At 68.1% G+C, this 25,751-nt stretch carries 26 protein-coding genes; 13 read left to right on the top strand and 13 right to left on the bottom strand.

From position 1 onward, the window contains the following. Window positions 1-167 precede the first annotated feature (167 nt). The 3 genes from FOF45_RS07275 to FOF45_RS07265 all read left to right on the top strand — a co-directional run bounded on the left by FOF45_RS07275 (window position 168) and on the right by FOF45_RS07265 (window position 3,423). Window positions 168-527: an MmcQ/YjbR family DNA-binding protein gene (locus FOF45_RS07275; protein ID WP_158983440.1), complete on the top strand. Its 360-nt coding sequence runs from the start codon at window positions 168-170 to the stop codon at window positions 525-527. A gap of 91 nt (window positions 528-618) precedes the next feature. Beyond that, complete coding sequence (locus FOF45_RS07270) at window positions 619-1,926, top strand: M20 family metallopeptidase (RefSeq protein WP_158983439.1); 1,308 nt, start codon at window positions 619-621, stop codon at window positions 1,924-1,926. A gap of 153 nt (window positions 1,927-2,079) precedes the next feature. Then, window positions 2,080-3,423, top strand: coding sequence for a M20 family metallopeptidase (locus tag FOF45_RS07265; protein ID WP_158983437.1), 1,344 nt, complete (start codon window positions 2,080-2,082; stop codon window positions 3,421-3,423). Between the two features lie 179 nt (window positions 3,424-3,602). Here FOF45_RS07265 and FOF45_RS07260 read toward each other — a convergent pair whose 3' ends face one another. After that, window positions 3,603-4,244, bottom strand: a complete 642-nt coding sequence (locus FOF45_RS07260; protein WP_158983435.1) for a glutathione S-transferase family protein — start codon at window positions 4,242-4,244, stop codon at window positions 3,603-3,605. Window positions 4,245-4,364: 120 nt separating this feature from the next. Here FOF45_RS07260 and queF point away from each other — a divergent pair, with 120 nt between their 5' ends. The 3 genes from queF (at window position 4,365) to FOF45_RS07245 (ending at window position 6,157) form a co-directional block, all read left to right on the top strand. After that, window positions 4,365-5,189 (top strand): NADPH-dependent 7-cyano-7-deazaguanine reductase QueF, encoded by an 825-nt coding sequence (gene queF / locus FOF45_RS07255; RefSeq protein ID WP_158983433.1) that lies wholly within the window; start codon window positions 4,365-4,367, stop codon window positions 5,187-5,189. 108 nt (window positions 5,190-5,297) lie between these two features. Next, window positions 5,298-5,612 (top strand): LysM peptidoglycan-binding domain-containing protein, encoded by a 315-nt coding sequence (locus FOF45_RS07250; RefSeq protein WP_158983431.1) that lies wholly within the window; start codon window positions 5,298-5,300, stop codon window positions 5,610-5,612. 47 nt (window positions 5,613-5,659) lie between these two features. Further along, window positions 5,660-6,157 carry a hypothetical protein gene (locus FOF45_RS07245; RefSeq protein ID WP_233264081.1) on the top strand — a complete coding sequence of 166 codons (498 nt, stop codon included), beginning with the start codon at window positions 5,660-5,662 and terminating at the stop codon, window positions 6,155-6,157. Between the two features lie 79 nt (window positions 6,158-6,236). Here FOF45_RS07245 and FOF45_RS07240 read toward each other — a convergent pair whose 3' ends face one another. Then, window positions 6,237-6,620 (bottom strand): YchJ family protein, encoded by a 384-nt coding sequence (locus FOF45_RS07240; RefSeq protein ID WP_158983429.1) that lies wholly within the window; start codon window positions 6,618-6,620, stop codon window positions 6,237-6,239. A 99-nt stretch (window positions 6,621-6,719) separates the two neighbouring features. Here FOF45_RS07240 and FOF45_RS07235 point away from each other — a divergent pair, with 99 nt between their 5' ends. Both FOF45_RS07235 and FOF45_RS07230 read left to right on the top strand, forming a co-directional pair. Continuing rightward, window positions 6,720-7,427 carry a UPF0149 family protein gene (locus tag FOF45_RS07235; RefSeq protein ID WP_158983427.1) on the top strand — a complete coding sequence of 236 codons (708 nt, stop codon included), beginning with the start codon at window positions 6,720-6,722 and terminating at the stop codon, window positions 7,425-7,427. 216 nt (window positions 7,428-7,643) lie between these two features. Beyond that, entirely contained in the window at window positions 7,644-9,869 is a 2,226-nt protein-coding gene (locus FOF45_RS07230) for an NADP-dependent isocitrate dehydrogenase (protein ID WP_158983425.1), read from the top strand. A 73-nt stretch (window positions 9,870-9,942) separates the two neighbouring features. On the opposite strand, the gene FOF45_RS07225 is transcribed toward FOF45_RS07230, so the two are convergent. The 8 genes from FOF45_RS07225 to FOF45_RS07190 all read right to left on the bottom strand — a co-directional run bounded on the left by FOF45_RS07225 (window position 9,943) and on the right by FOF45_RS07190 (window position 17,790). Beyond that, the gene (locus FOF45_RS07225; RefSeq protein ID WP_233264080.1) at window positions 9,943-10,986 is read right to left on the bottom strand and encodes a DUF4344 domain-containing metallopeptidase; all 1,044 of its coding nucleotides are present in this window, start codon (window positions 10,984-10,986) and stop codon (window positions 9,943-9,945) included. A 119-nt stretch (window positions 10,987-11,105) separates the two neighbouring features. Continuing rightward, window positions 11,106-12,074 (bottom strand): DMT family transporter, encoded by a 969-nt coding sequence (locus FOF45_RS07220; protein ID WP_158983421.1) that lies wholly within the window; start codon window positions 12,072-12,074, stop codon window positions 11,106-11,108. A gap of 53 nt (window positions 12,075-12,127) precedes the next feature. After that, window positions 12,128-12,952: an AraC family transcriptional regulator gene (locus tag FOF45_RS07215; protein ID WP_158983419.1), complete on the bottom strand. Its 825-nt coding sequence runs from the start codon at window positions 12,950-12,952 to the stop codon at window positions 12,128-12,130. Window positions 12,953-12,982: 30 nt separating this feature from the next. Continuing rightward, complete coding sequence (locus FOF45_RS07210; RefSeq protein WP_158983418.1) at window positions 12,983-14,593, bottom strand: PepSY-associated TM helix domain-containing protein; 1,611 nt, start codon at window positions 14,591-14,593, stop codon at window positions 12,983-12,985. Between the two features lie 4 nt (window positions 14,594-14,597). Beyond that, window positions 14,598-14,861, bottom strand: a complete 264-nt coding sequence (locus FOF45_RS07205; protein WP_158983416.1) for a hypothetical protein — start codon at window positions 14,859-14,861, stop codon at window positions 14,598-14,600. Further along, the gene (locus tag FOF45_RS07200) at window positions 14,861-15,142 is read right to left on the bottom strand and encodes a hypothetical protein (protein ID WP_158983414.1); all 282 of its coding nucleotides are present in this window, start codon (window positions 15,140-15,142) and stop codon (window positions 14,861-14,863) included. The genes FOF45_RS07205 and FOF45_RS07200 overlap by 1 nt, the downstream gene beginning before the upstream one ends. Before the next feature lie 32 nt (window positions 15,143-15,174). After that, the gene (locus tag FOF45_RS07195; protein ID WP_233264079.1) at window positions 15,175-17,235 is read right to left on the bottom strand and encodes a TonB-dependent siderophore receptor; all 2,061 of its coding nucleotides are present in this window, start codon (window positions 17,233-17,235) and stop codon (window positions 15,175-15,177) included. 345 nt (window positions 17,236-17,580) lie between these two features. Beyond that, window positions 17,581-17,790 (bottom strand): hypothetical protein, encoded by a 210-nt coding sequence (locus FOF45_RS07190; protein WP_158983410.1) that lies wholly within the window; start codon window positions 17,788-17,790, stop codon window positions 17,581-17,583. A 165-nt stretch (window positions 17,791-17,955) separates the two neighbouring features. Here FOF45_RS07190 and FOF45_RS07185 point away from each other — a divergent pair, with 165 nt between their 5' ends. From FOF45_RS07185 to FOF45_RS07170, 4 genes are all read left to right on the top strand, one after another. Next, complete coding sequence (locus FOF45_RS07185; protein ID WP_158983409.1) at window positions 17,956-18,930, top strand: LysR substrate-binding domain-containing protein; 975 nt, start codon at window positions 17,956-17,958, stop codon at window positions 18,928-18,930. A gap of 64 nt (window positions 18,931-18,994) precedes the next feature. Then, window positions 18,995-19,846: a class I SAM-dependent methyltransferase gene (locus FOF45_RS07180; protein WP_158983407.1), complete on the top strand. Its 852-nt coding sequence runs from the start codon at window positions 18,995-18,997 to the stop codon at window positions 19,844-19,846. Between the two features lie 198 nt (window positions 19,847-20,044). Then, the gene (locus FOF45_RS07175) at window positions 20,045-20,581 is read left to right on the top strand and encodes a pseudouridine synthase (protein WP_158983405.1); all 537 of its coding nucleotides are present in this window, start codon (window positions 20,045-20,047) and stop codon (window positions 20,579-20,581) included. Window positions 20,582-20,609: 28 nt separating this feature from the next. After that, on the top strand, window positions 20,610-22,034 hold the full coding sequence (locus FOF45_RS07170; protein ID WP_158983403.1) for a nicotinate phosphoribosyltransferase: 1,425 nt from the start codon (window positions 20,610-20,612) through the stop codon (window positions 22,032-22,034). 3 nt (window positions 22,035-22,037) lie between these two features. Here the strand turns inward: FOF45_RS07170 and FOF45_RS07165 are convergent, their stop codons facing one another. Together FOF45_RS07165 and FOF45_RS07160 are read right to left on the bottom strand one after the other, a co-directional pair. Next, complete coding sequence (locus FOF45_RS07165) at window positions 22,038-22,991, bottom strand: DMT family transporter (protein WP_158983401.1); 954 nt, start codon at window positions 22,989-22,991, stop codon at window positions 22,038-22,040. After that, entirely contained in the window at window positions 22,988-23,941 is a 954-nt protein-coding gene (locus tag FOF45_RS07160; protein WP_158983400.1) for an aldo/keto reductase, read from the bottom strand. Before FOF45_RS07160 ends, FOF45_RS07165 begins: the two co-directional genes overlap by 4 nt. A 229-nt stretch (window positions 23,942-24,170) precedes the next feature. Between FOF45_RS07160 and FOF45_RS07155 the strand changes: the two genes are divergently transcribed. After that, complete coding sequence (locus tag FOF45_RS07155; RefSeq protein ID WP_158983398.1) at window positions 24,171-25,283, top strand: hybrid sensor histidine kinase/response regulator; 1,113 nt, start codon at window positions 24,171-24,173, stop codon at window positions 25,281-25,283. Window position 25,284: 1 nt separating this feature from the next. Here the strand turns inward: FOF45_RS07155 and FOF45_RS07150 are convergent, their stop codons facing one another. After that, window positions 25,285-25,650: a hypothetical protein gene (locus tag FOF45_RS07150; RefSeq protein WP_158983397.1), complete on the bottom strand. Its 366-nt coding sequence runs from the start codon at window positions 25,648-25,650 to the stop codon at window positions 25,285-25,287. Window positions 25,651-25,751: the final 101 nt, after the last annotated feature.

Raw genomic sequence — 25,751 nt, 5'->3', positions numbered from 1 at the left:
GCGCGGACCGCTGGCCATCGTGGGCTGCCCCAACATCCCCCTCTCCCTGGCCGCTTCGCGGCCTGTCCCTCTCCCGCAAGGGGAGAGGGGCATGTCGCTCCTGCCACAGGGGTGTCAGCAGCTACGCGACATGATCGTCGCAGCTCGTCGATGAGGACCCGCCGCGCATGGACACCGGCCAGCTCAAACGCTTCTGCGCGCGTTTCCCCGCCACGGACGTCGTCCTGCACGGCGAACCGTCGAACATCCTGGTGTACTCGGTCGGCGGAAAGACCTTCGCCTACTTCAAGACCAGCGAACCCGAACGCTGGCGCTTCAGCTTCCGCGCCACGCCCGAGCGCTTTGTCGAACTCACCGATCAGCCCGGCATCAAGCCCGCGCGCTGGATGGGCCGCTGGTACTGGGTCACCGTCGTCGACGTGCGCCGTGTCCCGGAGGACTACCTGCGCGAGCTGGTGACGTGGTCGTACCGGCGCGCGCTGGGAACCTTGAGCGGCAAGCGGCGCAAGGAACTGCTGGGGGCGTGATGCCCGCAACCGCATGACGACCCAACCAATCGTGCACGCCGCGAGACCGCTTTGCCGCTAGCATCGAAGGCCCTTACGCCCGACGACGCCCATGCGCCCGCTGATTCTCCCGGCCCTGCTCGCCGCGCTCCTCGCCTCGCCCGCCTTCGCACAGGATTCCGCGCCGCGTCCGGAGGCCACTGAAGGCGCGAAAAGCGTGCAGCAGCAGGTCGTCGCATGGCGACGCGACCTCCACCAGCATCCCGAACTCGGCAACCATGAAGTGCGCACGGCGAAGCTCGTCGCCGACCAGTTGCGCCGACTCGGCCTGCAGCCGCGCACCGGCATCGCGCATACCGGTGTGGTCGCCGTGCTCAAGGGTGGCAAGCCCGGCCCGCGCATCGCGCTGCGCGCCGACATGGACGCGCTGCCGGTGACCGAACAGACCGGCCTGCCGTTCGCATCGAAAGTGAAGGCCACCTATCGCGGGCAGGACGTCGGCGTGATGCACGCCTGCGGCCACGACGCGCACGTGGCGATCCTGCTTGGCGTCGCGACCGCACTGGCGGCACAGAAGAACGATCTCCCCGGCGAGGTGATGTTCGTGTTCCAGCCGTCCGAGGAAGGCCCGCCGAATCCGGGCGAGAACTTCGGCGCCAAGCTCATGCTCGACGAGGGCGTGTTCCGCGACTTCAAGCCCGACGCCGTGTTCGGCCTGCACGTGTGGGCCGGTCTGCCAGTGGGCCAGATCGGGGTGCGCAGCGGACCGATGCTCGCCGCCGCCGACGAATGGAGCCTGACCGTGCGCGGCCAGCAGACGCACGGTTCGCGTCCGTGGGACGGTGTGGATCCGATCACCGTCGCCGCGCAGATCCTGCTCGGCACGCAGAGCCTGATCGCGCGTCAGGTCAACATCGCCGCCACGCCTGCGGTGCTGACCGCCGGCCAGTTCAACGCGGGCGTGCGCTTCAACATCATTCCCGACGAAGCGCGCATGGTCGGCACGCTGCGCACCTTCGATGCGAAGCAGCGCGAGGACATCATCGCCCGCTTCCGTCGCACGGCCGAGGACTTCGCCCACGCCAGTGGTGCGACCGCGACGCTCGATGTCGCGGCGAACGCACCGGCGACCGTAAACGACGCCGCGCTCACCGCGCGGGTGCGTCCGTCGCTGCAGCGCGCAGTCGGCGAAGCCAATGTGGTCGAGATGCCGATGGTGACCGTGGCCGAGGACTTCGCCCAGTTCGCCAACACCGTGCCGGGCGTGTACTTCTTCGTCGGCTCGACGTCGAAGGGCATCGATCCGGCGAAGGCGCCGATCAACCATTCGCCGCAGTTCCTCCTCGACGAGCAATCGCTCGACGTCGGCACGCGCGCAATGCTGCAGCTGGCGCTGGATTACCTGCACAGCGCGAACTGACGCCCGTAGCCCGGGTAAGCGCAGCGCACCCGGGAGCCCCCGGACGCACAACCCGGGTGCGCTCCGCTTACCCGGGCTACGTTCGGAGTTCCGACCCGTTCCGGCAAAGCGCCCTGCGTTAGGATCGGCCGATCACCCTGGGGAGTTCCACCGATGCGTCCGATGCCTGCGCTGCTCAGCTGCGCCCTGCTTGCCACTCCGCTGTTCGCGCACGCGCAGGCCGCGCCGCCGGAGCGCCCCGAGGTCGCCGCCGCAGCGAAGTCCGTGCAGCAGAAGGTCGTCGCCTGGCGCCGCGATTTCCACCAGCATCCGGAACTGTCCAACCGCGAGGAACGCACCGCGGCCAAGGTCGCTGAACACCTGCGCGCGCTCGGGCTGAAGCCGAAGGTCGGGATCGCGCACCACGGCGTGGTCGCGATCATCGAAGGCGGCAAACCCGGTCCGAAGATCGCGCTGCGTGCGGACATGGATGCGCTGCCGGTGACCGAACAGGTGGACCTGCCGTTCGCCTCGAAAGCCACCGCCACCTTCCGCGGCGAGACCGTCGGCGTGATGCACGCCTGCGGCCACGACGCCCACACCGGCATCCTGCTCGGCATCGCCGATGCGCTGGTGAAGATGAAGGCCGACCTGCCGGGCTCGGTGATGCTGGTCTTCCAGCCCTCCGAGGAAGGCGCACCCGACGGCGAGGAAGGCGGCGCGTCGCTGATGCTGGAAGAAGGCCTGTTCAAGGACTTCAAGCCCGAGGCGATGTTCGGGCTGCACGTGTTCTCGACCCTGCAGGTCGGCCAGATCGGCGTGCGCCAGGGCCCGCTGATGGCGGCCTCGGACAAGTTCACGATCAAGGTGAAGGGCCGGCAGACGCACGGTTCGCGTCCGTGGGGCGGCATCGATCCCATCGTCGCCGCGGCCGATGTCGTCGGCACTGCGCAGACCATCGTCAGCCGCCGCACCGACATCGCCAAACTACCGGCGGTCGTGAGCTTCGGCGCGATCAAGGGCGGCATCCGCTACAACATCATTCCCGACGAAGTGGAACTGGTCGGCACCATCCGCACCTTCGACGAAGGCATGCGCCAGCGCATCTTCGCCGACCTGAAGAACGTCGCCGAGCACGTCAGCGCCGCCAACGGCGCGACCGCCGTGGCCAGCGTCCCCGACAACGACGGCAACCCGGTCACGGTGAACGATCCGGCGCTCACCGCGCGCATGATCCCGAGCCTGCAGGCCGTGGTCGGCAAGGACAACGTGATCGAACCGCCGCTGCAGATGGGCGCGGAGGACTTCTCGTACTACGCGAAGGAAGTGCCGTCGATGTTCTTCTTCGTCGGCGCGACGGCGAAGGGCATCGATCCGGTCACCGCGCCGAGCAACCACTCGCCGAAGTTCGCGCTCGACGAATCGTCGCTCGACCTCGGCCTGCGCGCACTGCTGCAGGTGACGCTGGACTACCTGCATGGCGCGCCACGCCAGAGCGTTGCAGGCGCGGGCGGCTGAGAGGCTTCAGCGTTCTTTCCGAAGATCCATGCAGGTCGTCATCCCCGCGAAGGCGGGGATCCAACGGTGCGAGTATCACGTCTTACTGAAAGCGGAATGGCGTCGGCGACATGGATAGTGCCGCCTTTCGGCGGGACAGAAGACCCCGCCTTTGCGGGAATGACGGCGAAAGAACAACGTCAAACGAGTTCCTTCGACGAATGCGGATCCATCGAGTACGGGAACCGCTCCGCCAGGTGTCGCGGCTGCGCGCGCACGCGCTCGAACCATGCGCGCAGTCGCGGGCATGGATCAAGGTCGAAACCCGCTTCATCGGCCACGCCGGCATACGCATACAGCGCGGTGTCGGCGATCGTGTACGTATCCCCCGCGATGTAGTCGCGCGACGCCAGTTGCGCTTCGAGGATCTCCAGCGCCTTCGTTCCCGCGGCGCGCTTCATCGCGACCAGCGCTTCGGGTCGGCGTGCCAGTTTTCCGGTCAGCATCCAATGCCGCAGCGCGCCGATCTGGCTTTCGACGCGCTCCTGCTCGAACGACAGCCATTGCCAGACGCGAGCACGCCCGTACGCGTCGTCCGGCAGGTACGGCGTGCCATCGGCGAGGTACATCAGGATCGCGTTCGACTCGGCCAGCGCGCGGCCGTCCTCCAGCACCAGCGCGGGCACGGTGCCGGTGGGGCTGATCGCCCGGTACGCCGCATCGCGGCCCTCGCCCTCGAAGATTCGGACGAGGTGCGTGCGGTACGGCCGCTCCAGGTGATGCAGCAGCTGGCGCACTTTCCAGGCGTTCTGGGAGGGCAGGTAGTCGTGGAGGGTGAGCATGGGATCGCGTCCGGGTGGGGTGGCCGCAGTCTCGGCGTCGCCACGGCACCGCGATATCCGGAGCTTGCTGCGGATGCGTCCGGTCAGGTTCGGGGCGTCGCGGGCCGGTAAAATCGCCGCATGGACACCCATGACCTTCCGCTCGGCCGCCACGTCGACTACCCGCGCGAGTACGACGCGAGCCTGCTGTTCCCGATCGCCCGCACGCTTGGCCGCGCCGACATCGGCATCGACGCCGCCTCGCTGCCGTTCGACGGGCTGGACCGCTGGCACGCGTACGAACTGAGCTGGCTCGACGCGCGCGGCAAGCCGCGCGTGGGCACCGCGACGATCACCGTGCCGGCGACATCCCCGAACCTGGTCGAGTCCAAGTCGCTCAAGCTTTATCTCAACTCCTTCAACGCGACACGCTTCGATTCCGACGAGGACGTGCGCACACGCATCGCGCAGGACCTGTCGCGCTCGGCCGGTGCCGCGGTCGAAGTGGCCTTCGGCCTGCCGCCGATCGACGAAGCCGCGCCTGAAGAAGCGGTGATGGACTGCATCGATGGGCTCGATGTCGCGATCACCGACTACGGCCCGCCGAATGCCTCGCATCTGATGGCCGACGACACGCGCATCGTCAACGAGACGCTGACCAGTTCGCTGCTCAAATCGAACTGCCCGGTCACCGGCCAGCCCGACTGGGCGCGCATCGTCATCTCCTACGAAGGCCCGCGTATCGATCGCGCGGGGTTGCTGCGCTATCTCGTGTCGTTCCGCGACCACGCCGAGTTCCACGAACAGTGCGTGGAGCGCGTGTTCGTCGACCTGCTCGCGCGCACCGGCGCGCGCCAGTTGTCGGTCGAGGCGCGCTACACGCGTCGCGGCGGTCTCGACATCAATCCGTGGCGCGCCACGCCGGGCCACGCACGTCCTGCAGCGGGTCGCGACGAACGTCAGTGAAGTATTTGGGAAGTTTTCCTTAAGGCGCGTTTTTTGCCGTTGGAATGACCTTTCCTTAACAGGGTGCGTGCGATGTTGCCTCCGCCATTCCGGCAGGAGCTTCCATCCATGACACCGGACAAGAAAGCCGATTTTTCCGACGTCCAGAGCAAGGTCGAGAGCACCGAGCAGCTCAAGGCGGACTTCAGCGACGTCCAGTCGAACATCAGTTCGACCGAGACCATCACCTCCGCCACCGCGGGCGAAGAGCAGGTGCAGACCTACACGGTCGAGAAGGGCGACACGCTGTCGCACATCGCCAAGCGCTTCTACGGCAAGGCCGGTAAGTGGAACGCGATCTTCGACGCGAACCGCGACCAGCTCGACGATCCCGACCGCATCCAGCCCGGCCAGGTGCTGCGCATTCCGCCCGCCGGCGACTGAGCCGGCCACCGCGTTCCCCCAACACCATCGACGTCAGGAGAGATCCGATGATGATCCGCAACCGCCTGCAGTACGCCATCGCCGCCGCGCTGCTTGCATCGCTGGCCCTGGTGGGCTGCAAGAAGAAAGAAGAAGCCGTCGTCGCGCCGCCGCCGGCGAGCACCGAACCGGTCGCGCCTGCGACGCCGCCGCCCGCACCGGCCGCGACGGCCACCGTCACTTCGGTCGACCTCGGCACCGCCGTAGGTGCCGACAAGAAGGTCAGCGCACCGACCGCGACGTTCAAGCCGACCGACACCATCTACGCGTCCGTCGCCACCAGTACGTCCGATCCTGCGGCCGCCGTGCCGGCCAAGCTCGGCGCGAAGTGGACCTACCAGGACGGCCAGACGGTGAAGGAGGACAGCGCCGACGCGACGCTCACCGGCGCCGGCAACACCGACTTCAGCATCAACAGTCCGAAGGGATTCCCGGCCGGCAAGTACAAGGTCGAGATCTCGCTCGATGGCGCGGTCGTACAGACGCGCGACTTCGAAGTGAAGTAAAGCCCTCTCTCCCCACCACGTGGTGGGCAAGCATGGGCGCGGCCTCCCCACCGCGCCCTTTTTTTTCGGTGTCCCGGCGTCACTTCGCCGGGAAGGTGCCATCGACGTAGTACCAGCGCCCGTCCTCGCGAACGAAGCGGCTGAGTTCGTGCAGGCGCACTGCGGCCGCACCGCCGACCTTGTAGCGCGCAACGAATTCGACCGTCGCATGGTCCGCATCGATCACCGTATGCCGACGCACCTCAAGACCCAGCCATCGCGTCGCGCGGGTGTCGCCGAGGTCGAGGTCGGCCGGCCGCGTGGTCGGATGCCAGCTCGCACGCAGGTAATCGAGATCGCCCATCACATAGGCGCTGTAGCGCGAGCGCATCAGCGCCTGCGCGTCGGGCGCGGGCGTTCCGGCGTGCAGCGGGCCGCAGCAAGCGGCGTAGGCGCGGCGTGAGCCGCAGGGGCAGTCGGACATGGCGGATCGCGTGAAATGCGGGTGGACGGGCGGAATTCTCGGCGACCCGGGGCCGGTGCGACTACCATGTCGTGTTGTTTCCCCCACGCCGAGTCCCCCATGAAAGCTCCCGCCTACCTCGACGACGATCAGATCGAACGCCTGGCCGAATTGCTGGAACAGCGCGCGGTCCCGTTCAAGGGATTCAATCTGGAGGCCCTCGACGGCTACCTGTCGGCGCTCGCGGTCGGTCCGGAGACGGTGCCGTTCGAGCAGTGGCAGGTCGCCGTGTGGGGCACGCCGCCGCGCTGGAAGGACGACGAGGAGCGCCTGCAGGTCGAAGCACTGCTGCAGGGCCACTGGAACATGGTCAGCCAGCGCGTGCGCCACGGCGACGACGACCTGCCCGACCATCTCGCGCCGCTGCTGTGGCTGCCGGAGGATCCGGAGCAGGAGCAGGATGACGAACTCGACGTGGGCCGCGACTGGGCCTTCGGCTTCTTCCGCGGCGCGGAGCTGAGCGAGATCGCCTGGGACAAGTGGCTCGACGAGCACGAATGGGTCGACGAGATCTTCCTGCGCCTGGATCGCCTGGCCAGCGGCGAGATCATCGGCGAAGACCCGGACCAGCCGGGCGAGGCGGTGAGCTACCGCGAACGGCTGGAGGTCATCGCGAGCCTGCCGGGCATGCTCGCCGACCTGCACCACCTGCGCATCGATGCGCTCACGCCGCGCGAACCGATCCGCCGCGAGGCGACGCCCGACCGCAATGCGCCGTGCCCGTGCGGCAGCGGGAAGAAGTACAAGAAGTGCTGCGGCGCGGTTTGAGTCGAACCACGTCGCCATACTGCCGCGTGCGGTGACGCCGGCGTTCGCCCGCAGCCTGCAGCGTTGCACCCACGCGCTTTGCCGCCCCCGGCCGAAACCGCGACAATGCGAAGGTTGCGCGCCGAGCCGGCGCGCGCGTAGACGATGCCGCCCCGCGCGGCGTCCGGCCTGCACAGGCCTTCCGCCCACGTAACAGCCGCACGAGTCCCCGCCGACATGTCCAACACGCCCACGATCATCTACACGCTGACGGACGAAGCGCCGTTCCTGGCCACGCAGTCGCTGCTGCCGATCATCGAGGCGTACACCGCCACCGCGGGTATCCGCGTGGAAACGCGCGACATCTCCCTGTCGGGCCGCATCCTCTCGCAGTTCCCCGAGTTCCTGAAGGACGACCAGAAGATCGGCGACCACCTCGCCGAGCTCGGCCGCCTGGCGACCACGCCGGAAGCCAACATCATCAAGCTGCCCAACATCAGCGCCTCGGTGCCGCAGCTCAAGGCCGCCATCGCCGAACTGCAGGCGCAGGGCTACGCACTGCCGGACTATCCGGAAGAGCCCAAGGGCGAGCAGGAGAACGACATCAAGGCGCGCTACGACCGGGTCAAGGGCAGCGCGGTGAATCCGGTGCTGCGCGAAGGCAACTCCGATCGCCGCGCCCCGGCCTCGGTGAAGAACTACGCACGCAAGCACCCGCACAGGATGGGCGCGTGGAGCGCTGAATCGCGCTCGCACATCGCGCACATGGACGGCGGCGATTTTTACGGCAGCGAGCAGTCGAAGGTGATCGAGAAGGCCGGCACGGTCTCGATCGAGCTGACCGGCGCCGACGGCCGCCGCAACATGCTCAAGACCAACATCAAGGTACAGGCGGGCGAGCTGATCGACGCCTCCAGCCTGAGCGCGAACGCGCTGTCGTCCTTCGTCGACGCGCAAATCGACGACGCGCTCGCCAAGGGCGTGCTGTTCTCGCTGCACCTGAAGGCGACCATGATGAAGGTCTCCGACCCGATCATGTTCGGCATCGTGGTCAAGCGCTTCTACCGCGACACGCTGTCCAAGCACGCCGACGTGCTGGCCCGCGCCGGCTTCGATGCCAACAACGGCATCGGCGACCTGTACGCGCGCCTGTCGTCGCTGCCGCCGGAAACCGTGGCCGCGATCGAGGCGGACATCGTCGCCGAGTACACGCGCCGCCCGGCGCTGGCGATGGTCAATTCCGACAAGGGCATCACCAACCTGCACGTGCCGAGCGACGTGATCGTCGACGCCTCGATGCCGGCGATGATCCGCGACTCAGGCCGCATGTGGAACACCGACGGCAAGCTGCAGGACACCAAGGCGCTGATCCCGGACCGTTGCTACGCCGGCATCTACCAGGCCGTGATCGACGACTGCCGTGCGCACGGTGCGTTCGATCCAGCGACGATGGGCTCGGTGCCCAACGTCGGCCTGATGGCGCAGAAGGCCGAGGAGTACGGCAGCCACGACAAGACGTTCCAGATCCCCGCCGACGGCGTGGTGCGCGTGCTGGACGAGTCCGGCAACGTGCTGATGGAACACAAGGTCGAGGCTGGCGATATCTGGCGCATGTGCCAGACCAAGGACGCGCCGATCCAGGACTGGGTCAAGCTCGCGGTGAACCGCGCGCGCCTGTCGAACACGCCGGCCGTGTTCTGGCTGGACCCGCAGCGCGCGCACGACGCCAACGTGATCGCCAAGGTCGAGCGTTACCTCAAGGACCACGACACCGCGGGCCTGGACATCCGCATCCTCGCGCCGGTCGATGCGATGAAGCATGCGCTCGCGCGCATCCGCCAGGGCCAGGACACGATCTCGGTCACCGGCAACGTGCTGCGCGACTACCTCACCGACCTGTTCCCGATCATGGAGCTGGGCACCAGCGCCAAGATGCTGTCGATCGTGCCGCTGATGGCCGGCGGCGGCCTGTTCGAGACCGGTGCGGGCGGTTCGGCACCGAAGCACGTGCAGCAGTTCGTCGAAGAGGACTACCTGCGCTGGGATTCGCTGGGTGAGTTCCTCGCGCTGGCCGCGTCGCTGGAGCACCTCGCCAACCAGACCGGCAACGCGCGCGCGAAGGTGCTGGCCGACACGCTCGACGAGGCGAACGCGAAGTTCCTCGACAACGACAAGTCGCCCTCGCGCAAGGTCGGCGGCATCGACAACCGCGGCAGCCACTTCTACCTGGCGATGTACTGGGCGCGCGCACTCGCCGACCAGGACGGCGACGCGGAACTGAAGGCGCGCTTCGGCAAGCTCGCGCAGTCGCTGGAAGGCAACGAGCAGAAGATCGTCGACGAGCTGATCGCGGTGCAGGGCAAGCCGGTGGAGATCGGCGGCTACTACCACCCCGACATGGCGCAGCTGGCGTCGGCCATGCGCCCGAGCGCGACGCTCAACGCCGCGGTGGCCGCGCTGTAATCCGGCGCCTCCCAGTGGAAAGCAAAAGGCCCGGCAATGCCGGGCCTTTTCTTTTCTGATCGACGGTTGGGCGCTACTCGCCGCGCACGTAGGGAATGCTGGTGTTGCGGTCGCGTTCCTCTTCGCGCTGTTCGAACAGGCGGTTCGCCTTCTCTTCGGTCATCTCGAACTTCGGCGCCACGTACGGCAGCAGCAGGCGCAGCCACGAACGACTGATCCGTCGCGCTTCTTCCGGGCAACCCTTGGCGCGCGCCTCGGGCAGGTCGCCGTCGGTGACCACGCTGAGATAGCGCGCCGGATCGCTGCCGTACAGCAGGCATTGCAGGTTGAAATAGCGCTGCTCGCCGAGCGCATGCTCGTCGGCGTAGGCATCGAGGTTGTACTCGCCGGTGCTGCGCGCGAGGAACCAGTTCGATGCCATGCGCAGGTTCTCCGTCACCGTGGTCGTGGATTCGTCCAGCCCGGCGAAACGCAGCATCAGCGTGGTCGCGAGCTGGTCCACCGCATCCTCCTCGCGGCCGGTGATCGGGACCTGCAGCAACTGGATCAGCGCATGACCGGTCTCGTGCAGCAGGATGAAGCGCACGTTCGCATCCAGGTAGCGCTGCGCGTAGCCCTCGTCGAGCTTGTTGGTCGCGGCCAGTTCGCGGCCGCGCTCCTGCAGCACCTTCATCGTCTCGTAGCACATCACCACTTCGCCGCGTTCGGGCGAATAGAACGCGTTGACCTCGCCGCATTCGGCGGTGACGTAGTTGATCGGGCGCGGCAGCATCAACATGCCGTCGATGGCGTGCACTTCCGGCAGCTTGCGCAGCAGGTCGGTGTCGTGGGCCATCTTGTAGAAGGGTTCCAGCGCAGCGCTCTTCGGCTTGACGTACTCGTAGCCGAACACCACGCCGCCGGCCTTGCCCTCGGCATCGGCGGCCTTGGCGAAGGTGACTGGCTTGAGCGCGGCAAGGTCGTCCTGGAGCGCCTTTTCGGCTTCCTTGCGGCCTTCCTCACGCGCGGCCGCCAGCTCGACCGCCTTGCGCTTGCCGGCGATCAATGAATAGCCAAAGGCCCCGCTTACGGCGCCAAGCGCCAATGACAACAACACGATCAGGAGTCGGGTCGACATGCGCTTCCCCATGCGCTTTGCGGACAAGGGCGCACGTGGATCCCATGCGCCGTGCCGCGATCCTAGCGGCTCGCGCGTGATGGCGGAACTGCATCGCCTTCACGCATGCGCGAACGCCCTCAGCCGGTATGGCCTTCCACGGCGCGCGGCTCGGGGCGGATGCGCAGCGCCCACATCACCCCGGCGATCAGCAAGCCGATGCCGACAAGGGTCAGCGCCTCGGGCGCACGCCCGCGCAGGATGAACGCGTACGCCAGCGCGGCCAGCGTCTCGAACACGATCAACTGTCCCGCCACGGCGGTCGGCAGGCGCTGGCTCGCGGCGTTCCAGCACAGCGTGCCGATCCACGACGCGAACAGGCCGATCGCCGCCATCAGGCCGATGAAGAACCACGGGCGCGGGCCGAACGGCATCGGGAAATCACGGCCGAGCAGACTCGTCCCGACCCACACGACCACGTAGCCGGCGAGCGCCAGCGGCAGCGTCGCCACTCCCTGCGCGGTCGCCCAGGTGCGTGGACTGCGATCGGGGTGCGCGCGCAGCCAGTCGGCGTTGCGCAGCGGGTACCAGGTCCAGCAGGCCACCGCGACCAGCGCCAGCAGCGCGCCCTGCACGTAGCGCTTGAGATCGGCCTCCGGATCGGCGCGCAGCGCGTCCAGCTCGACTCGGTTCACGCAGGCGATGCCCGCTGCGATCAACAGCAGCGAGGGCAGTAGTCTCGCCCACGGCAGGCGGCCGTCGCGACGGTGGTCGCGCAGGTTCGCGCTTATCGCGATCACCACCGGCAGCGTGCCGATGATCATCGTCGGCAACGGCGCGCCGGCGCGCTGGATCGCGCTGGCAAGGCAGACGTAATAGAGCAGGTTGCCGATCGCGACGAGCTTGAGCGCTTCGATCCAGTCCGCGCGCACCAGCCGCCGCAGCGCGGCGCGGTCCATCCACGCCAGCGGCAGGGCGATCAGGCCGAAGGCGAGGTAGCGACCGACCGACTGCAACGCCGCCGGATATTCCGGCAGCAGCAGCGGGCCGACGAATACCAGGCCCCACATCAGGCCGGCGGCGAGTGCGTAGAGGGTTCCTGTCCACATGGCGGGCAGCGTGCGCGACGCGCGCGCGAAAGTCTTGAACCAGATTGCGGTGGCTAGCCGCGCAGCTGCTGCCGGTAGCGCGCAGGCGTGACCGCGTAACGGCGTGCGAAGGCCCGGGTCAGGTGGGCCTGGTCGCTCAGCCCCACCGCGGCGGCGACACGAGCCGGCGTGTCGCCCGCGGCGAGGCGACGCTTGGCCTCGGCCAGCCGCATCGCCATCAGCATCTGCTGCGGCGTGACGTCGTGGTGGTCGCGGAAGGCGCGCAGGAAATGGAAGGGACTGAGATCGGCGACGGCGGCGAGCTCCTCCAGCGTCACGCGCTCGGCGAGGTTCGCGCGAAGGTACTCGACGACATTCGCGAAACGCGGCGCGGCGGTAGGTGTGTCGGGCCGGCCGATGCGCGCCTGGTCGCGGAACGTGCCCAGCAACGACAGCAACAGGCTGTCGAAGGCCAGCGGTTCGTCGGCGTGCCACAACGCATCGAGCAGCGCGGTCACGCGATGCGCGCGCGCCGGATCGTGGTGCACGGCATCGCGGAACCACCAGCTGTCGTCGCCGGTCACGGCCTGCACGACATCCGCATCGATGTACGCCATGCGGTAACGCCAACCGCCTTCGGTTTCCGCGTGGCCGGTGTGCAGCACGTCCGGATTCATCATCACCCGCGAATCCGGCGGCGCCAGGTGCTCGCTGCCGCGGTAGCGGAAACGCTCGACTCCGGATTCGATCGCGCCGAGGCCGTAGGCGTCGTGGGTGTGGGGATCGAATTCGTGGCGCACGATGTGCGCGCGGTACAGCTCGATGCCGTCACGGTGCGCCGGGCGCCTGAACTGCGCCCGGTCCTGGGTGTGCTCGAACTGTCCGGGAACGCCCTGCATGGCCCGATCATGCCACGCGACGGCGAAGCCTTAGGTCTGCGGCGCCTCGACCGGTGCGGTCGCGGTGCTCGGCACCGCCGTCCACACGCTGTTGGGTTCGCCCTCGCGCGCGCGACGCGCGGTCACGCGTGCGAGCCAGGCGAAACCGACCGCGATCGCCAGCGCGCCGGCGTCGATCGCGAACAGGTCCCAATGCCCCGCCGCCGCGCTGGTCCACCACCACGCACCGGTGGCGAGACCATGCGCGAACGGCACTGCCGTGGTGACGATCGCGGCCAGCCACAACAGTTCCTGCGCCGCGCGGATCGGCGGTCGCAGCGCAGCCCACAGCGCGCACAGCCCCCACGCGACGAAGCACGCGAGGTTCACGCCGAAGCCGAGCTGCGCCGCATCGCGCATCGCACCGGACTGCAGCCACTGCGTGGCGACGAACGCGACCGAGATCGCCACGCACACGCCGATGCATACGCCGACCGTGGCACGCGCCATCCACAACTGCGCGCGCCCCTGCTGCGCCTGCCGGCGCTTGCGGCGCGACTCGATCCACAACAGGTTGCCGGAGTAGAACAGGAACGCGCCGCCGAGGCCGAGCAGGAAGTACAGCCAGCGCACCCACACGTTGCCGTACTCGCCAAAGTGCAGCGCGTAAGCCGCCGCGAGCGTTACGTGGTTGGCGTCGCGCTGGCCGGGCAGCTGCGTGCTCAGCAGCGCGCCGGTGTTAGCGTTGAGTGCGACCGCGCCGAGCGGGCCCAGCGCGCCGGGCGATTCGCCGGTGATCTCGACCGTGGCGTTGGCATCGCCGGCGTTGGCGAGCTTGAGGTACGCAGGTTCAAACGACTCCAGCCCCTGCGCGCGTGCGATTTCGATCGAGCGTGCCTGCCACATCGCCAGCGAACCCGGCGCCTGCGCGCGACCGGCCGCAGCGATCTGCGGCGCGGTGTCCATCGCCGGGCCCAGCGCCTGCATCAGCTGGCCGCGGTACACCAATGGGTTGAGCGCGAACATCACCACCATCACCAGGCACAGCAGGGCGCCGGTGACGGCGAACATCACGTGCATCGGCAGGCTCAGCACGCCGATGACGTTGTGCGCGTCCTGCCACAGCCGCTTGAGGTTGCGGCCCGGACGCAGCGCGAACAGGTCGTCCACCAGCTTCGGCAGATGGATGATAACGCCCGACACCAGCGCCAGCCCGTACAGCAGGCTGACGATGCCCATCAGGTAGGCGCCGGCGACGGGAATGCCCAGCGAGTAGTGCAGCGCGTTGACCAGTTCCGACAGCGCGCCGCCAGGCATCTCGTCGGTGCCGTCGAGTGCGTCGAGCGTGGCGAAACGCCACTGACCCTGCGCGTCCTGCCAGTACGTGGCGGTGACCGGGTACTCATCGCCCGGGAACACCATGCCGACGTGCTTTCGCGCTTCCGGATGTCGCGACAGCGTTTCGTCGAGCAGGTGCTGCGCGTCGTCCAGTGTTTCGACCGGACGCTCCACGCCATGCGGCGACTGCCACGCCTGCAGTTCGTGGTGGAAGATCGTGATCGCGCCGGCGTAGAACGCGACGAACAGCGCGAAGCCCGCGACCAGTCCGACCCAGGTATGCAGCGTGGTGAACGTACGCAGCGTGTTGGAGGAGAGTTTCATGACGTCACTCGATCCAGCGCAGGGTTTGCAGCACCCACAACGCACCGAGCGTCGCGAGGGCCAGCGCGCTGAGACACGCCCAGGCGCGCTTGCCGTTGGCGAACTGGAAACTCGCCGCCATCACACCGATCCACACCGCGAAGAACGCGACGATGCCGGGCACCAGCGTGCCCTGCCACGAACCCGGCAGCGACCACGTGAGCAGGCCCACGAGTCCCGCCGACAGCAGGAACCCGGGCACGATGCCGGCCAGCGCGCGCGCCCACATCAGCGCGCGCTCCCGTCGGCCGGCGCGGTGCGCCACGCGATGTAGGGCAACGCGATCACCACCAGCATCCAGCTGCCCATCATCGCGCACAGCCCGGCGCCGACACCGAGCTGCGCGATCCACAACGCCAGCGAAGCCACCGCCAGCGCGCTGCCGACGACGCGGCCCCTCGCGCCGCGGCGCTTCCACGCTGGCCAACGGCAATGCTCCGATGCAGCGTAGAACGCAGCGGCGGAGAGCATCGCGGTGGTGGCGGCGGCAATGGCGACGAGCAGGCTCATGCGTACGACTCTAGCGAGTAAGTTCTATCCGGTTACCACTGCAGTCGCGCGGTCGCGGTGATCGTGCGCGGATAGCCGTAGTAGCACCAGGTGACGCTGTTGCAGGCGCTCACGTACTCCTTGTCGCCCACGTTCGCCGCGTTCAGCTGCAGGCGCCACGCACCGATGTCGTAGTGCACGGCGGCGTCGAACAGCGTGTACGACGGCGTTTCCCACAGGTTGTACGCGTCGCCGAAGTGCTCGCCGGTGTAGCGCACGCCGGCGCCGAAGCCCAGGCCTGCCAGCACGCCGGAGGTGATGGTGTAGTCCGCGCCGAGCGAGGCCGACTGCTTGGGCTGCAGCGGGATTTCCGCGCCCAGCGACAGCGGATCGGTCGACTTGGTGACTTCCGAGTCGATGTACGCGTACGCGCCGTACACGCTCAGGCCGTTGCCGATGTTCCAGCGGCCTTCCAGCTCGACGCCCTGCACTTCCGTTTCGCCCTGCTGGATCGAATACAGCGTGTGGTTCGGATCGACCACCAGCGTGTTCTCCTGCACCAGCTTGTACACGGCCAGCGTGGCGAGGATGCGGTTGCTGGCCGGCTGGTACTTCACGCCCGCTTCGATCTGTTCGCCCGTGGTCGGCACGAACGCGTTGCCGGCGAAGTCGGTGCCCACCGTCGGCTGGAACGACTGCGACCAGCCCACGTACGGCGCGATGCCGTTATCGAACAGGTAGTTCACACCGACACGACCGGAGAACTTGTCGTCGCTCTGATGGCCCTGCGCACCGCCGATGACTTCATGCGTATCGGTGCCGACCCAGTCCTGGCGTGCGCCCAGCGTCGCCACCCAGCGACCGACCTTGATCTGGTCCTGCGCGTACAGGCCGAACTGCGACTGCTCCTGGCGCGTGCGCGAGGTGAAGTCGGGCTCGACGATCGGCGCGCCGTACACCGGATTGAAGATGTCCAGCGTCGGTGCGGTGAACGCGAATGCCGAGGCGTACTCATTGCGCAGGCGACGGTAGTCCAGGCCGGTCAGCAGCGTGTGCTGCGCCGCGCCGGTGTTGAACTCGAACTGCAGCTGGTTGTCGACGCCGAAAGTCTTGCTCTCTTCCTCGGTGTTCCACAGGTAGCGGAACAGCGTGCGCTGGTCGGCCAGCAGGCCGAACGCGCCGACCGACGTGCTCGGGTCGATCGTCGTCTCGCCGTAGCGCAGGTTCTGGCGGAACGTGGTGCCGCCGCCGAAGTCGTGGAAGTACTCCCAGCCGACCGACGCCATCGTCTTGTCGTAATTGTTGTACCCCGGCTCACCGGTGAAACGGTCCGCCGGGATCTTGCCGTGCGGGTTCGGCAGCAGCGTCCCTTCCGCCGGCAGGAAGCCTGCGCCGGCGACGGTGTCGTTCTTCTGCCAGCGCGCGAGCAGCGTCAGCGAGTTGGCCTCGTCCGGCTTCCACGTCAGTGAGGGCGCGAAGTAGTAGCGGTCGTCGTGCACGTAGTCGACCTGGTCGTCGCTGTTGCGCGCCAGCGCGGTGAGGCGATATGTCCACACGCCATCGTCGGTCAGCTTGCCGCCGAAATCGCCGGCGAGCTGGAACATGTCGTAGCTGCCGACCTGCAGTTCGACTTCACGCAGCGCTTCTTCGGTCGGACGCTTGCTGACGTAGTTGATCATGCCGCCCGGAGGCATCGCGCCGTAGGTCACCGACGACGGGCCCTTCAGTACTTCGATGCGCTCCAGGCCGTACGGTTCGATGCGGGTGATGCCGGTGCCGGAACCTTCCGCCAGCGACAGGCCGTCCATGTAGCGCGCCGGCGTGAAGCCGCGCAGCAGCAACCAGTCGCTGCGCGGATCGCCGCCGTAGCCGCCGCCCTGCGCACCGGCCGTGTACCACACCGCTTCCTCGACGCCGTGGACTGCGCGATCGCGCATCTGCTGGTCGGTCACCACCGAGATCGACTGCGGGATCTCGCGGATCGGCGTGTCGGTCTTGGTGACGGTGCCGCTGCTGCGGGCGATCGGCGCGCGGACTTCGACCGAGTCGAGGTCGGTGGCGCTGTCCCGCGCCGGCGCGGACTGGGCGAATGCGGCAGAGGAAGCGCCGGCCATGAAGAGACCGGTCAGGACGAGCCGGACCGAGGCCGGCAGGGAGCGAACGCGAGGACGGATGGACATAGGGGGCCTGAAGGAAGGAGTCGACCTGCCCGTCCCTGGGCCGCGACCGGCATGGCACCGGTGGCCAACATAAATAAGAATCGTTATCGATTGTAAGGCAGGACCCCGTTCAGGACCAAGCAGGGCCGGCGCCCGACGCCGATGGCTGGATGGCCGGGAACTCGGGATGGGCCGCTCGGCGACGCGCAAAAGAAAACGCGCCGCGGACGAGGCCGGCGGCGCGCTGGGGGAGGAAGGCGGGTATGGGGTTGGCGTGCGCGTCAGACGCTCGCGATGGGATCAGCGACAGCCGTCCAGGGCGAGGTCCAGACCCTGCGGCGCGTCGGCATCGCGAGTACGGACGGTCTTGTGATGGCCCAGCGGCGCGAAGAAGCGTTCCGAGGCAATGCGGTTGCCATAGCCCTTGGCGTAACGGTCGTCTTCGTCGTCGAACAGGTGCGGGTCGGCCAGATGGCCCTGCAGGAACAGCAGATTGGTGAACACGTTCATGGCGTACTCCTGGTGCGCTTGGCGGCGTCCTGGCGTGGACAACTTCCTTGAGTGCGTTGCAAGATACGCCCGCCGGATCGCCCGAAAAAGCGACCGTTTCGCAAGTCAGGCTTGAATCCATCTAAACGCTGAGGGCCGCAGGACGCGGCTTTCCGGAGGGGTCGCATGAGCCGTCCACCGCTGCAGGCACTGCTCGGTTTCATCGCCGCCGCACGCACCGGCAACCTGACCCGCGCGGCCGAGTCGATGCATCTGACCGTCAGCGCCCTGAGCCACCAGATCCGCGCGATCGAGGAACGCCTCGACCGCCGCCTGTTCGTGCGTGGCGCGCGCGGCGTGAAACTCACCGAGCACGGCCAAGCCCTGTTCGACCGCATCGCACCGCATCTGGAAGCGATCGAGCAGGCCCTGCAGCCGCGACGCGGACGCCGCGACGATGCGCTCGCGCTGACCCTGATGCCCTCGTTCGCATCCAGCTGGCTGGTGCCGCGCCTGCCGAGTTTCCTCGCCGCGCACCCGCAGCTGGAGATCAGCCTGCAGTCGAACATCGATCCGATCGATTTCGCGCGCGAGAGCTCGATTGACGCCGGCATCCGCTTTGGTCCGGGCAAGTGGCCGGGACTGGAAGCGGTGCACCTGTTCGACGACTGGATGACGCCGACCGCAAGCCCGAAGCTGATCGAACGCCTCGGCCGGCCGACGCTCGCCACGCTCAGCGAGTTCCCGCTGCTCGGTGCGCCGGGCGGGCGCTGGAGCGAATGGTTCGCGCGTTATGGCGGTTCGCCGCCGGCGCGCTTCGTGGCGATCTTCGACGATTCGGAGAACCTGCACCGTGCCGCTGCCGAAGGCATGGGCATCGTGCTCGGGCGCATCACCCTGGCGCGCCCGCTGATCGAGGCCGGCAGGCTGGTCGAGCTGTTCGACGAGCGGCTGAAGACGGAATTCGCGCACTACCTCGTCTACCCGTCGCGCTCGGCGGACCATCGCGGGCTGGCGACGTTCCGCGACTGGCTGCTCGGCGAAGCGGAGGTTTACGCCAGCAGCGATGCGATGGCGCCCGCCGGCGCCCGCGCCGCGAAGAAGACGGCGCGCGCCAAGCCGAAGAAGGCGAACAAGCCCGGCGCACGTGCCGTTCGTTGACGTGGCCGCCTTCACGTCCACGCGCTAGTCTGGCGGCCCCTTCCCGAAGGCAATGGAGCACCGCATGAAACGTCTGCTGCTCGCCGCACTGGTTCCCGCCCTGCTGATCGCACACGCCGACGTCGCCGCGCAGGCCAAGTCGAAGCCCGCCGCCAAGGCGACTGCCGCGACTGCGGTCGATCCCGCACTGCAGGCCGCGCTGCGCTCGCCCGCGCGCGATGCCAAGAACGTGCTGCGCGACCAGTACCGCCATCCGGCCGAGACGCTGTCGTTCTTCGGCCTCAAGCCGAACCAGAACGTCATCGAGATCACGCCTGGCGGCGGCTGGTACACCGAGATACTCGCGCCGTACCTGAAGGACGGCGGCCAGTACGTCGCGGCCATGTACGACCCCGCGATCCCGAACCAGCCGCAGTATCGCTACCGCCAGAGCAAGGCGCTCGACGAGCGCTTCGCCAACACCGCGGTGTACGGCAAGCCGGCGGTGCGCAACTTCGATCCGAAGGCACCGAACTTCGGTCCGGCCGGTTCGGCCGACCTGGTGCTGACGTTCCGCAACGCGCACAACTGGGTCGACGACGGCACGGCGGATGCGTACTTCAAGGCGTTCTTCGACGTGCTCAAGCCGGGCGGCACGCTTGGCGTGGTCGACCATCGCGCCAAGCCGGGCACCGACCTGGAGAAGATGAAGACGTCCGGTTACCTCACCGAAGCGCTGGTGATCGAACTGGCGCAAAAGGCCGGCTTCAAGCTTGACGCGAAGAGCGAGGTCAATGCGAATGCGAAGGACACCGCCGACCATCCCAATGGCGTGTGGACGCTGCCGCCGACCAACCAGCACGACGCCAAGGACGACGCCAAGTACAAGGCGATCGGCGAAAGCGATCGCATGACGCTGCGCTTCGTGAAGCCGTAACGGGTCGCGGAGTTCGTCATTGCTGTAAAGCGGGAATCCGGGCGTTCATCCGTCGCTTCCGCCAAGGCCGTCATCCCGCGAAGGCGGGAATCCAACTGTCCGATGCATCACCTCTGCGGAGACCGGAGATAGGCCGTCGAGTTGGATCCCCGCCTTCGCGGGGATGACGGCATCGTCCATCTCGAGCCGTCGCTTCCCATGCTCATCGCGTTCAACAAGCCTTACGGCGTGCTGTGTCAGTTCACCGACCGCAGCACGCCGCCGCGACGCACGCTGGCGGAGTTCGGCCTGCCGCCCGATGTCTACGCGGCGGGCCGGCTGGACCACGACAGCGAAGGACTGCTGCTGCTCACCGACGACGGTGCGCTCGCGCACCGTTTGACCGATCCGCGCCACAAGTCGCCCAAGACCTACTTCGTGCAGGTGGAGGGCGAACCGCACGATGACCATATCGACGCGCTGCGCCGCGGCGTGACACTCAACGACGGACCGACCCGTCCTGCCAAGGCGCGACGCATCGACGATCCGGCCCTGTGGCCGCGCGATCCACCGGTGCGTTTTCGCAAGACCGTGCCCGATGCCTGGCTCGAACTGACCATCAGCGAAGGCCGCAATCGCCAGGTACGGCGCATGACCGCCGCGGTCGGACTGCCGACGCTGCGACTGGTGCGCGTGGCGATCGGCGCGCATCGGCTGGATACTTTGATGCCCGGCGAGTGGCGCATCTGCGACTGAGCGCGCGGGGCACGATGCTGGAGCCGCCATGCATTACCTCGACAACCTGCTGCTCAACACCGACAGCTACAAGGCGAGCCACTGGCTGCAGTATCCGCCGCGCACCGACGCGACGTTCTTCTACGTCGAGTCGCGCGGCGGCGTGTACGACCGCACGCTTTTCTTCGGGCTGCAGACCATCCTCAAGGAGTACCTCGGCCGACCGGTGACGCACGCGCACGTCGACGAGGCGCGCGATCTCTTCGCCGCCCACGGCGAGCCGTTCAACGAAGCCGGCTGGCGGCGCGTCGTCGATCGCCACGAAGGCCGCCTGCCGCTGCGCATCCGCGCGGTCGCGGAAGGCAGCGTCGTACCGACGCACCAGGCGCTGGTGACCATCGAATCCACCGATCCGGACGCGTTCTGGGTACCGTCCTACATCGAAACATTGCTGCTGCGCCTGTGGTATCCGGTGACGGTCGCGACGGTGAGCTGGCACGCACGGCAGACGCTGCGCCAGTTCCTGGAACGCACCAGCGACGACGTCGAGGCGCAGTTGCCGTTCAAGCTGCACGACTTCGGCGCGCGTGGCGTGTCCAGCGCGGAATCCGCGGCGATCGGCGGCCTGTCGCACCTGGTGAATTTCCTCGGTACCGACACGGTGGCGGGCCTGCTCGCGGCGCGCGCGTACTACCACGAACCGATGGCGGGCTTCTCGATTCCCGCCGCCGAGCACAGCACGATCACCGCGTGGGGCCGCGATCGCGAGGTCGATGCGTACCGCAACATGCTGCGCCAGTTCGCGCGCCCGGGTTCGATCGTCGCGGTGGTGTCGGACAGCTACGACATCTTCAAGGCGGTGTCGGAGCACTGGGGCCAGACCTTGCGTGACGAAGTCATCGAGTCGGGCGCTACGGTGGTGATCCGTCCCGACTCCGGCGATCCGGCCGACGTCGTCCATCAATGCTTGCAGCGACTCGACGAGGCCTTCGGCCACGTCGTCAACGGCAAGGGTTTCAAGGTGCTCAACCACGTGCGCGTGATCCAGGGCGACGGTATCGATCCAACCAGCCTGCGCGCGATCCTCGAACGCATCACCAGCGCCGGCTACGCGACCGACAATCTCGCCTTCGGCATGGGCGGCGCGCTGTTGCAACGGCTGGATCGCGACACGCAGAAGTTCGCGCTGAAGTGCTCGGCCGCGCGTGTCGATGGATGCTGGATCGACGTCTACAAGGAACCGGTGACCGACAAGGGCAAGACCAGCAAGCGCGGACGCATGACGCTGGCGCGCAATGCCGCCACCGGTCATTACCGCACCGTGCCGCTGGCCGACGAAGCGGTGTCCCTCGATGTGGCCGACGCACCGGCGGGTTACGAAGACGCGATGGTCACCGTGTGGGAGAACGGCACGCTGCTGCGCGACTGGACGCTGGCGCAGGTGCGCGAGCGCGCCGCCGCCGAGCGCCTGTAACGATCAGCGCGGCGGCGCCACCGGCACCGAGTTCGCGCCCGGTCGCGTCAGCAGGAGAACGCCGCCGAGCACCACGGCCGTACCGATCAGCTGGATCGGCGTGATCGCCTCGCCCAGCAGCCATGCGCCGAGAAACACCAGCGATACCGGCCCCAGCACGGAGAGCTGCGCTGCCGTTCCCGCGCCCAGCCGCGCGACGGCACCCATCGTGAACGTCACCGGCAGGAACGTGCAGAACACCGCGTTGATCGCGGCCAGGCCGTACACCTCCGGCGAGAGGTGCAGAAGTCGCGTCGGATCGCGCGCGATGACGTAATGCAGCAGCGTCGCTGCCGTGGATACGCACATCGCCAGCGCGACCAGCCGCAGCGATCCGATGCGCGAGATCAGCTGTCCCGACATCGACAGGTACAGCGCGTAGCTCAGCGCCGCCAACAGCACCAGCGCGCTGCCGAACAGCACATGGTCGCCCTGCACGCGCAGGTTTTCGACGAACACGAAGGCCACGCCTGCGTAGCTCACCGCCAGCGCGACCCACTCGCGCCGCGCGACCTTGCGCTTGAACGCGAACACGCCGATCAGCAGCACGAAGGTCGGATTGAGGAACAGGATCAGCCGCTCCAGCGACACCGGGACGTATTCCAGTCCCCAGAAATCGAACAGGCTGGAGAGGTAGTAGCCGAGCACGCCCAGCACCAGGATCCGGCCGAAGTCGCGGCGCGTGATGCGTGCATGGCCCGGGCGCAGCGATTCGCGCACGCCGAGCGCGACGAACAGCGGCAACGACAGCAGCATGCGCAGCGCCAGCACGTCGAGTGCATCGATGCCGTGGCGGTACTGGAACTTCGCCAGGATCGCCTTGGCCGAAAAGAGCACCGCGCCGGTTGCGGCGAGCGCGAGGCCGACGCGACGCGTGTTCGCGGCGTGCGCATCGGTAGCGGGTACGGACGATGTCATGGCGCGCTCGCTCCATCGAGCTGGGCGAGGTTCTCCTGCGTGAGCGACAGGCGCGCGGCGGCGAGCAGTTCGTGCAGCTGCACGACGCTGGTGGCGCTGGCGATGGGCGCGGTGACGGCCGGCTGCGCCATCAGCCAGGCCAGCGCGACCTGCGCCGGAGTGGCGCGATGATCGGCGGCGACGTCGTCCAGCGCCTGCAGAATGCGCAGGCCGCGCGGTTCGAGGTAGCGACTCACGGCGCCGGCGCGCGCGGCGCTCTTGCCCAGGTCGTCCGCGCTGCGGTACTTGCCGCTGAGGAAACCGCTGGCCAAAGCGTAGTACGGGATCACCGCGATGCCACGTTCGCGCGCCAGCGGTTCCAGCTCCGCCTCGAAGCCGGCGCGGTCGTACAGGTTGTAGTGCGGTTGCAGGCATTCGTAGCGCGGCAGGCCGAGGCGTTCGGAGGTGTCCAGCGCTTCGGCCAGGCGGGCGGCTTCGTAGTTGGACGCGCCGATCGCGCGCACCTTGCCCTGTTCGATCAGCCGCGCGAATGCACCCAGGGTGTCGGCGAGCGGCGTGTCGGGATCGTCCTGGTGGGCCTGATAGAGATCGATGACGTCGGTCTGCAGGCGACGCAGCGAACCCTCGACCGCCGCCTGCACCGTGGCCGGGGCGAGGCCGCGGTGGCGTTCCCACTTACCGACCTTGGTCGCAAGCGTGACCCGGTCGCGCTTGCCGCTGCGGCGGAACCAGCGGCCGAGGATCGTCTCCGATTCGCCGCCCTCGTTGCCGGGCACCCAGTACGAGTAGGAATCGGCGGTGTCGACCAGGTCGAAACCGGTGTCGACGAAGGCATCGAGCAGGGCGAAGGCCTCCGCCTCATCCACGCTCCAGCCCAGCACGTTGCCGCCGAACGCGAAAGGCGCCACCCGCAGGGCGGATCGACCGATGGGGCGAAGGGTCGGACGCATCGGCGGCTCCGGGACGAGTAGGGGGACACATGATGCGATGCGTTACAGGCGGTGCACAGGCGTGCGATCGCGACAGCGTGTTGCGGGAGAGGTCCATGACGGACCGGAAGCGCGCCGATCGGGGATCCAGGGAGGGGCCATGCTCGCAATCCGATTCCTTTCTGCTAACTTTGGCCACGATGAAACCGCGGCGCGAAGGGGGTCGACGCTGCCCCGGGGACAGGGACGCATGGCCATAGCCGCAGGCAATTCGGGCCGGATCCTGGTCGTCGACGACCAGAGCGTGAACCTGCGCGTCGTCGGCACGCTGCTGGCCCGGCAGGGTTACGAAGTGATCTCCGCCGGCAGCGGCGAGGAAGCGCTGCAGCGCTACGTGGAAACCCCGCCCGACCTGATCCTGCTGGACATGATGATGCCCGGCATGGACGGCTTCGACGTGCTGGCCGCGCTGCATGAACTGGGTCCGCTGCAGGTGCCGGTGGTGTTCGTCACCGCCGCGCACGACCGCGACCTGCTGCTGCGCGCCTTCGACGCCGGCGTCGTCGATTACGTCACCAAGCCCTTCCTGCCCGAGGAACTGCTGGCGCGCGTCAACGCGCACGTCGGCCTCAAGCTCACGCGCGACCGACTCGAACGCGTGGCGCGTGAGCGCGAGGAACTGGTCAACCTGGTCGCGCACGATCTGAAGAATCCGCTCAGCAGCGTGGTGTTCGCCGCCGAACTGCTGCGCAGCGGGCTGTGCAAGTCCGAGCGCATCCCGCGCTACCTTCAGATGATCCACGAGAGCGCCGACGACGCGCTCGGTTACATCCGCCATTACCTGGAAAGTCAGGCCGAGGCCGAGCCGCGCGAGGAAGACATCCTGCTCGAGCGCGCCGATCTCGGCGAGACGCTGGACTGGCTGCTGCAGCGCTACGAGATGCAGCTGGAAGCGCGCGGCATCCGCGTCGAACTGCATCCGCCGCCGGTGCCGGCGCAGGTGTGCATCCACCCGCGCGTGCTGCGCCAGGTCGCCGAGAACCTCGTCACCAACGCAATGAAGTACGCGCCGGGTACGGAGCTGCTGCTGAGTGCACGCGTCGGCGCACCGGGCTACTGGCAGCTGATCGTCGCCGACCGTGGGCCGGGCATTCCGCCCGAACGCCAGCGCGAACTGTTCAAGCCGTTCGTGCGCCTGCACGACGACGCCGAGGACAACGGCCTGTCGAGCGGACTGGGCCTGTCGCTGGCCAAGCGCATCATTGCCGGCGCGGGTGGGCAGCTGTGGTACGAACCGCGACGCCGTGGCGGCGCCCGGTTCATCATCGAACTGCCCGAAGCGCCGTCGCCCGCGTTCGCCTGAGTTACGACGGCGGGGTGTGCCGGGTCGTCCGGCGCGGGGTCGATGCGCGCGCGGCGCGGCGGGCTTCGATCCGGCGCGACTGACCTTCGATCGCCTCGCCTTCACCGTTCTCGGCCTGGCGCGCACGACGCTTGGCCGCGTACCAGAGCAGGCCCGCACCGGCGACCGCCGCCGCGATCAACACCGGATTCCGGCGCACGAAACCGCCCGCGATGCGAGCGCCGCCCTTGAGCGCGCCGAGCTTGGCTCCGGTCTCCAGCCACTTGCCGGCGTGCTGGCTCACCGCGGGCACGGCGTGTCGCAGGTTGTCGCCGACCGCGGAAGCCAGTTCCAGGGCGCGTTCGGGGAGCGAAGTCAGCTTGGTCATCATGGCGTTCCGGCGGCTGCGGAGGGCATCCAGTGTCCCCGGCGCATCGTTGAAGCGGCGTGAGCGGAGGGCGCGGTTGCCGGCCCGTAACTGAATGCCGA

It is taken from the genome of Lysobacter panacisoli (assembly GCF_009765165.1).
In the GTDB taxonomy this organism is placed as follows: domain Bacteria; phylum Pseudomonadota; class Gammaproteobacteria; order Xanthomonadales; family Xanthomonadaceae; genus Lysobacter_J; species Lysobacter_J panacisoli.
The sequence above is the reverse complement of the archived record's forward strand: the minus strand, read 5'-3'. Positions and strand labels throughout refer to the sequence as shown.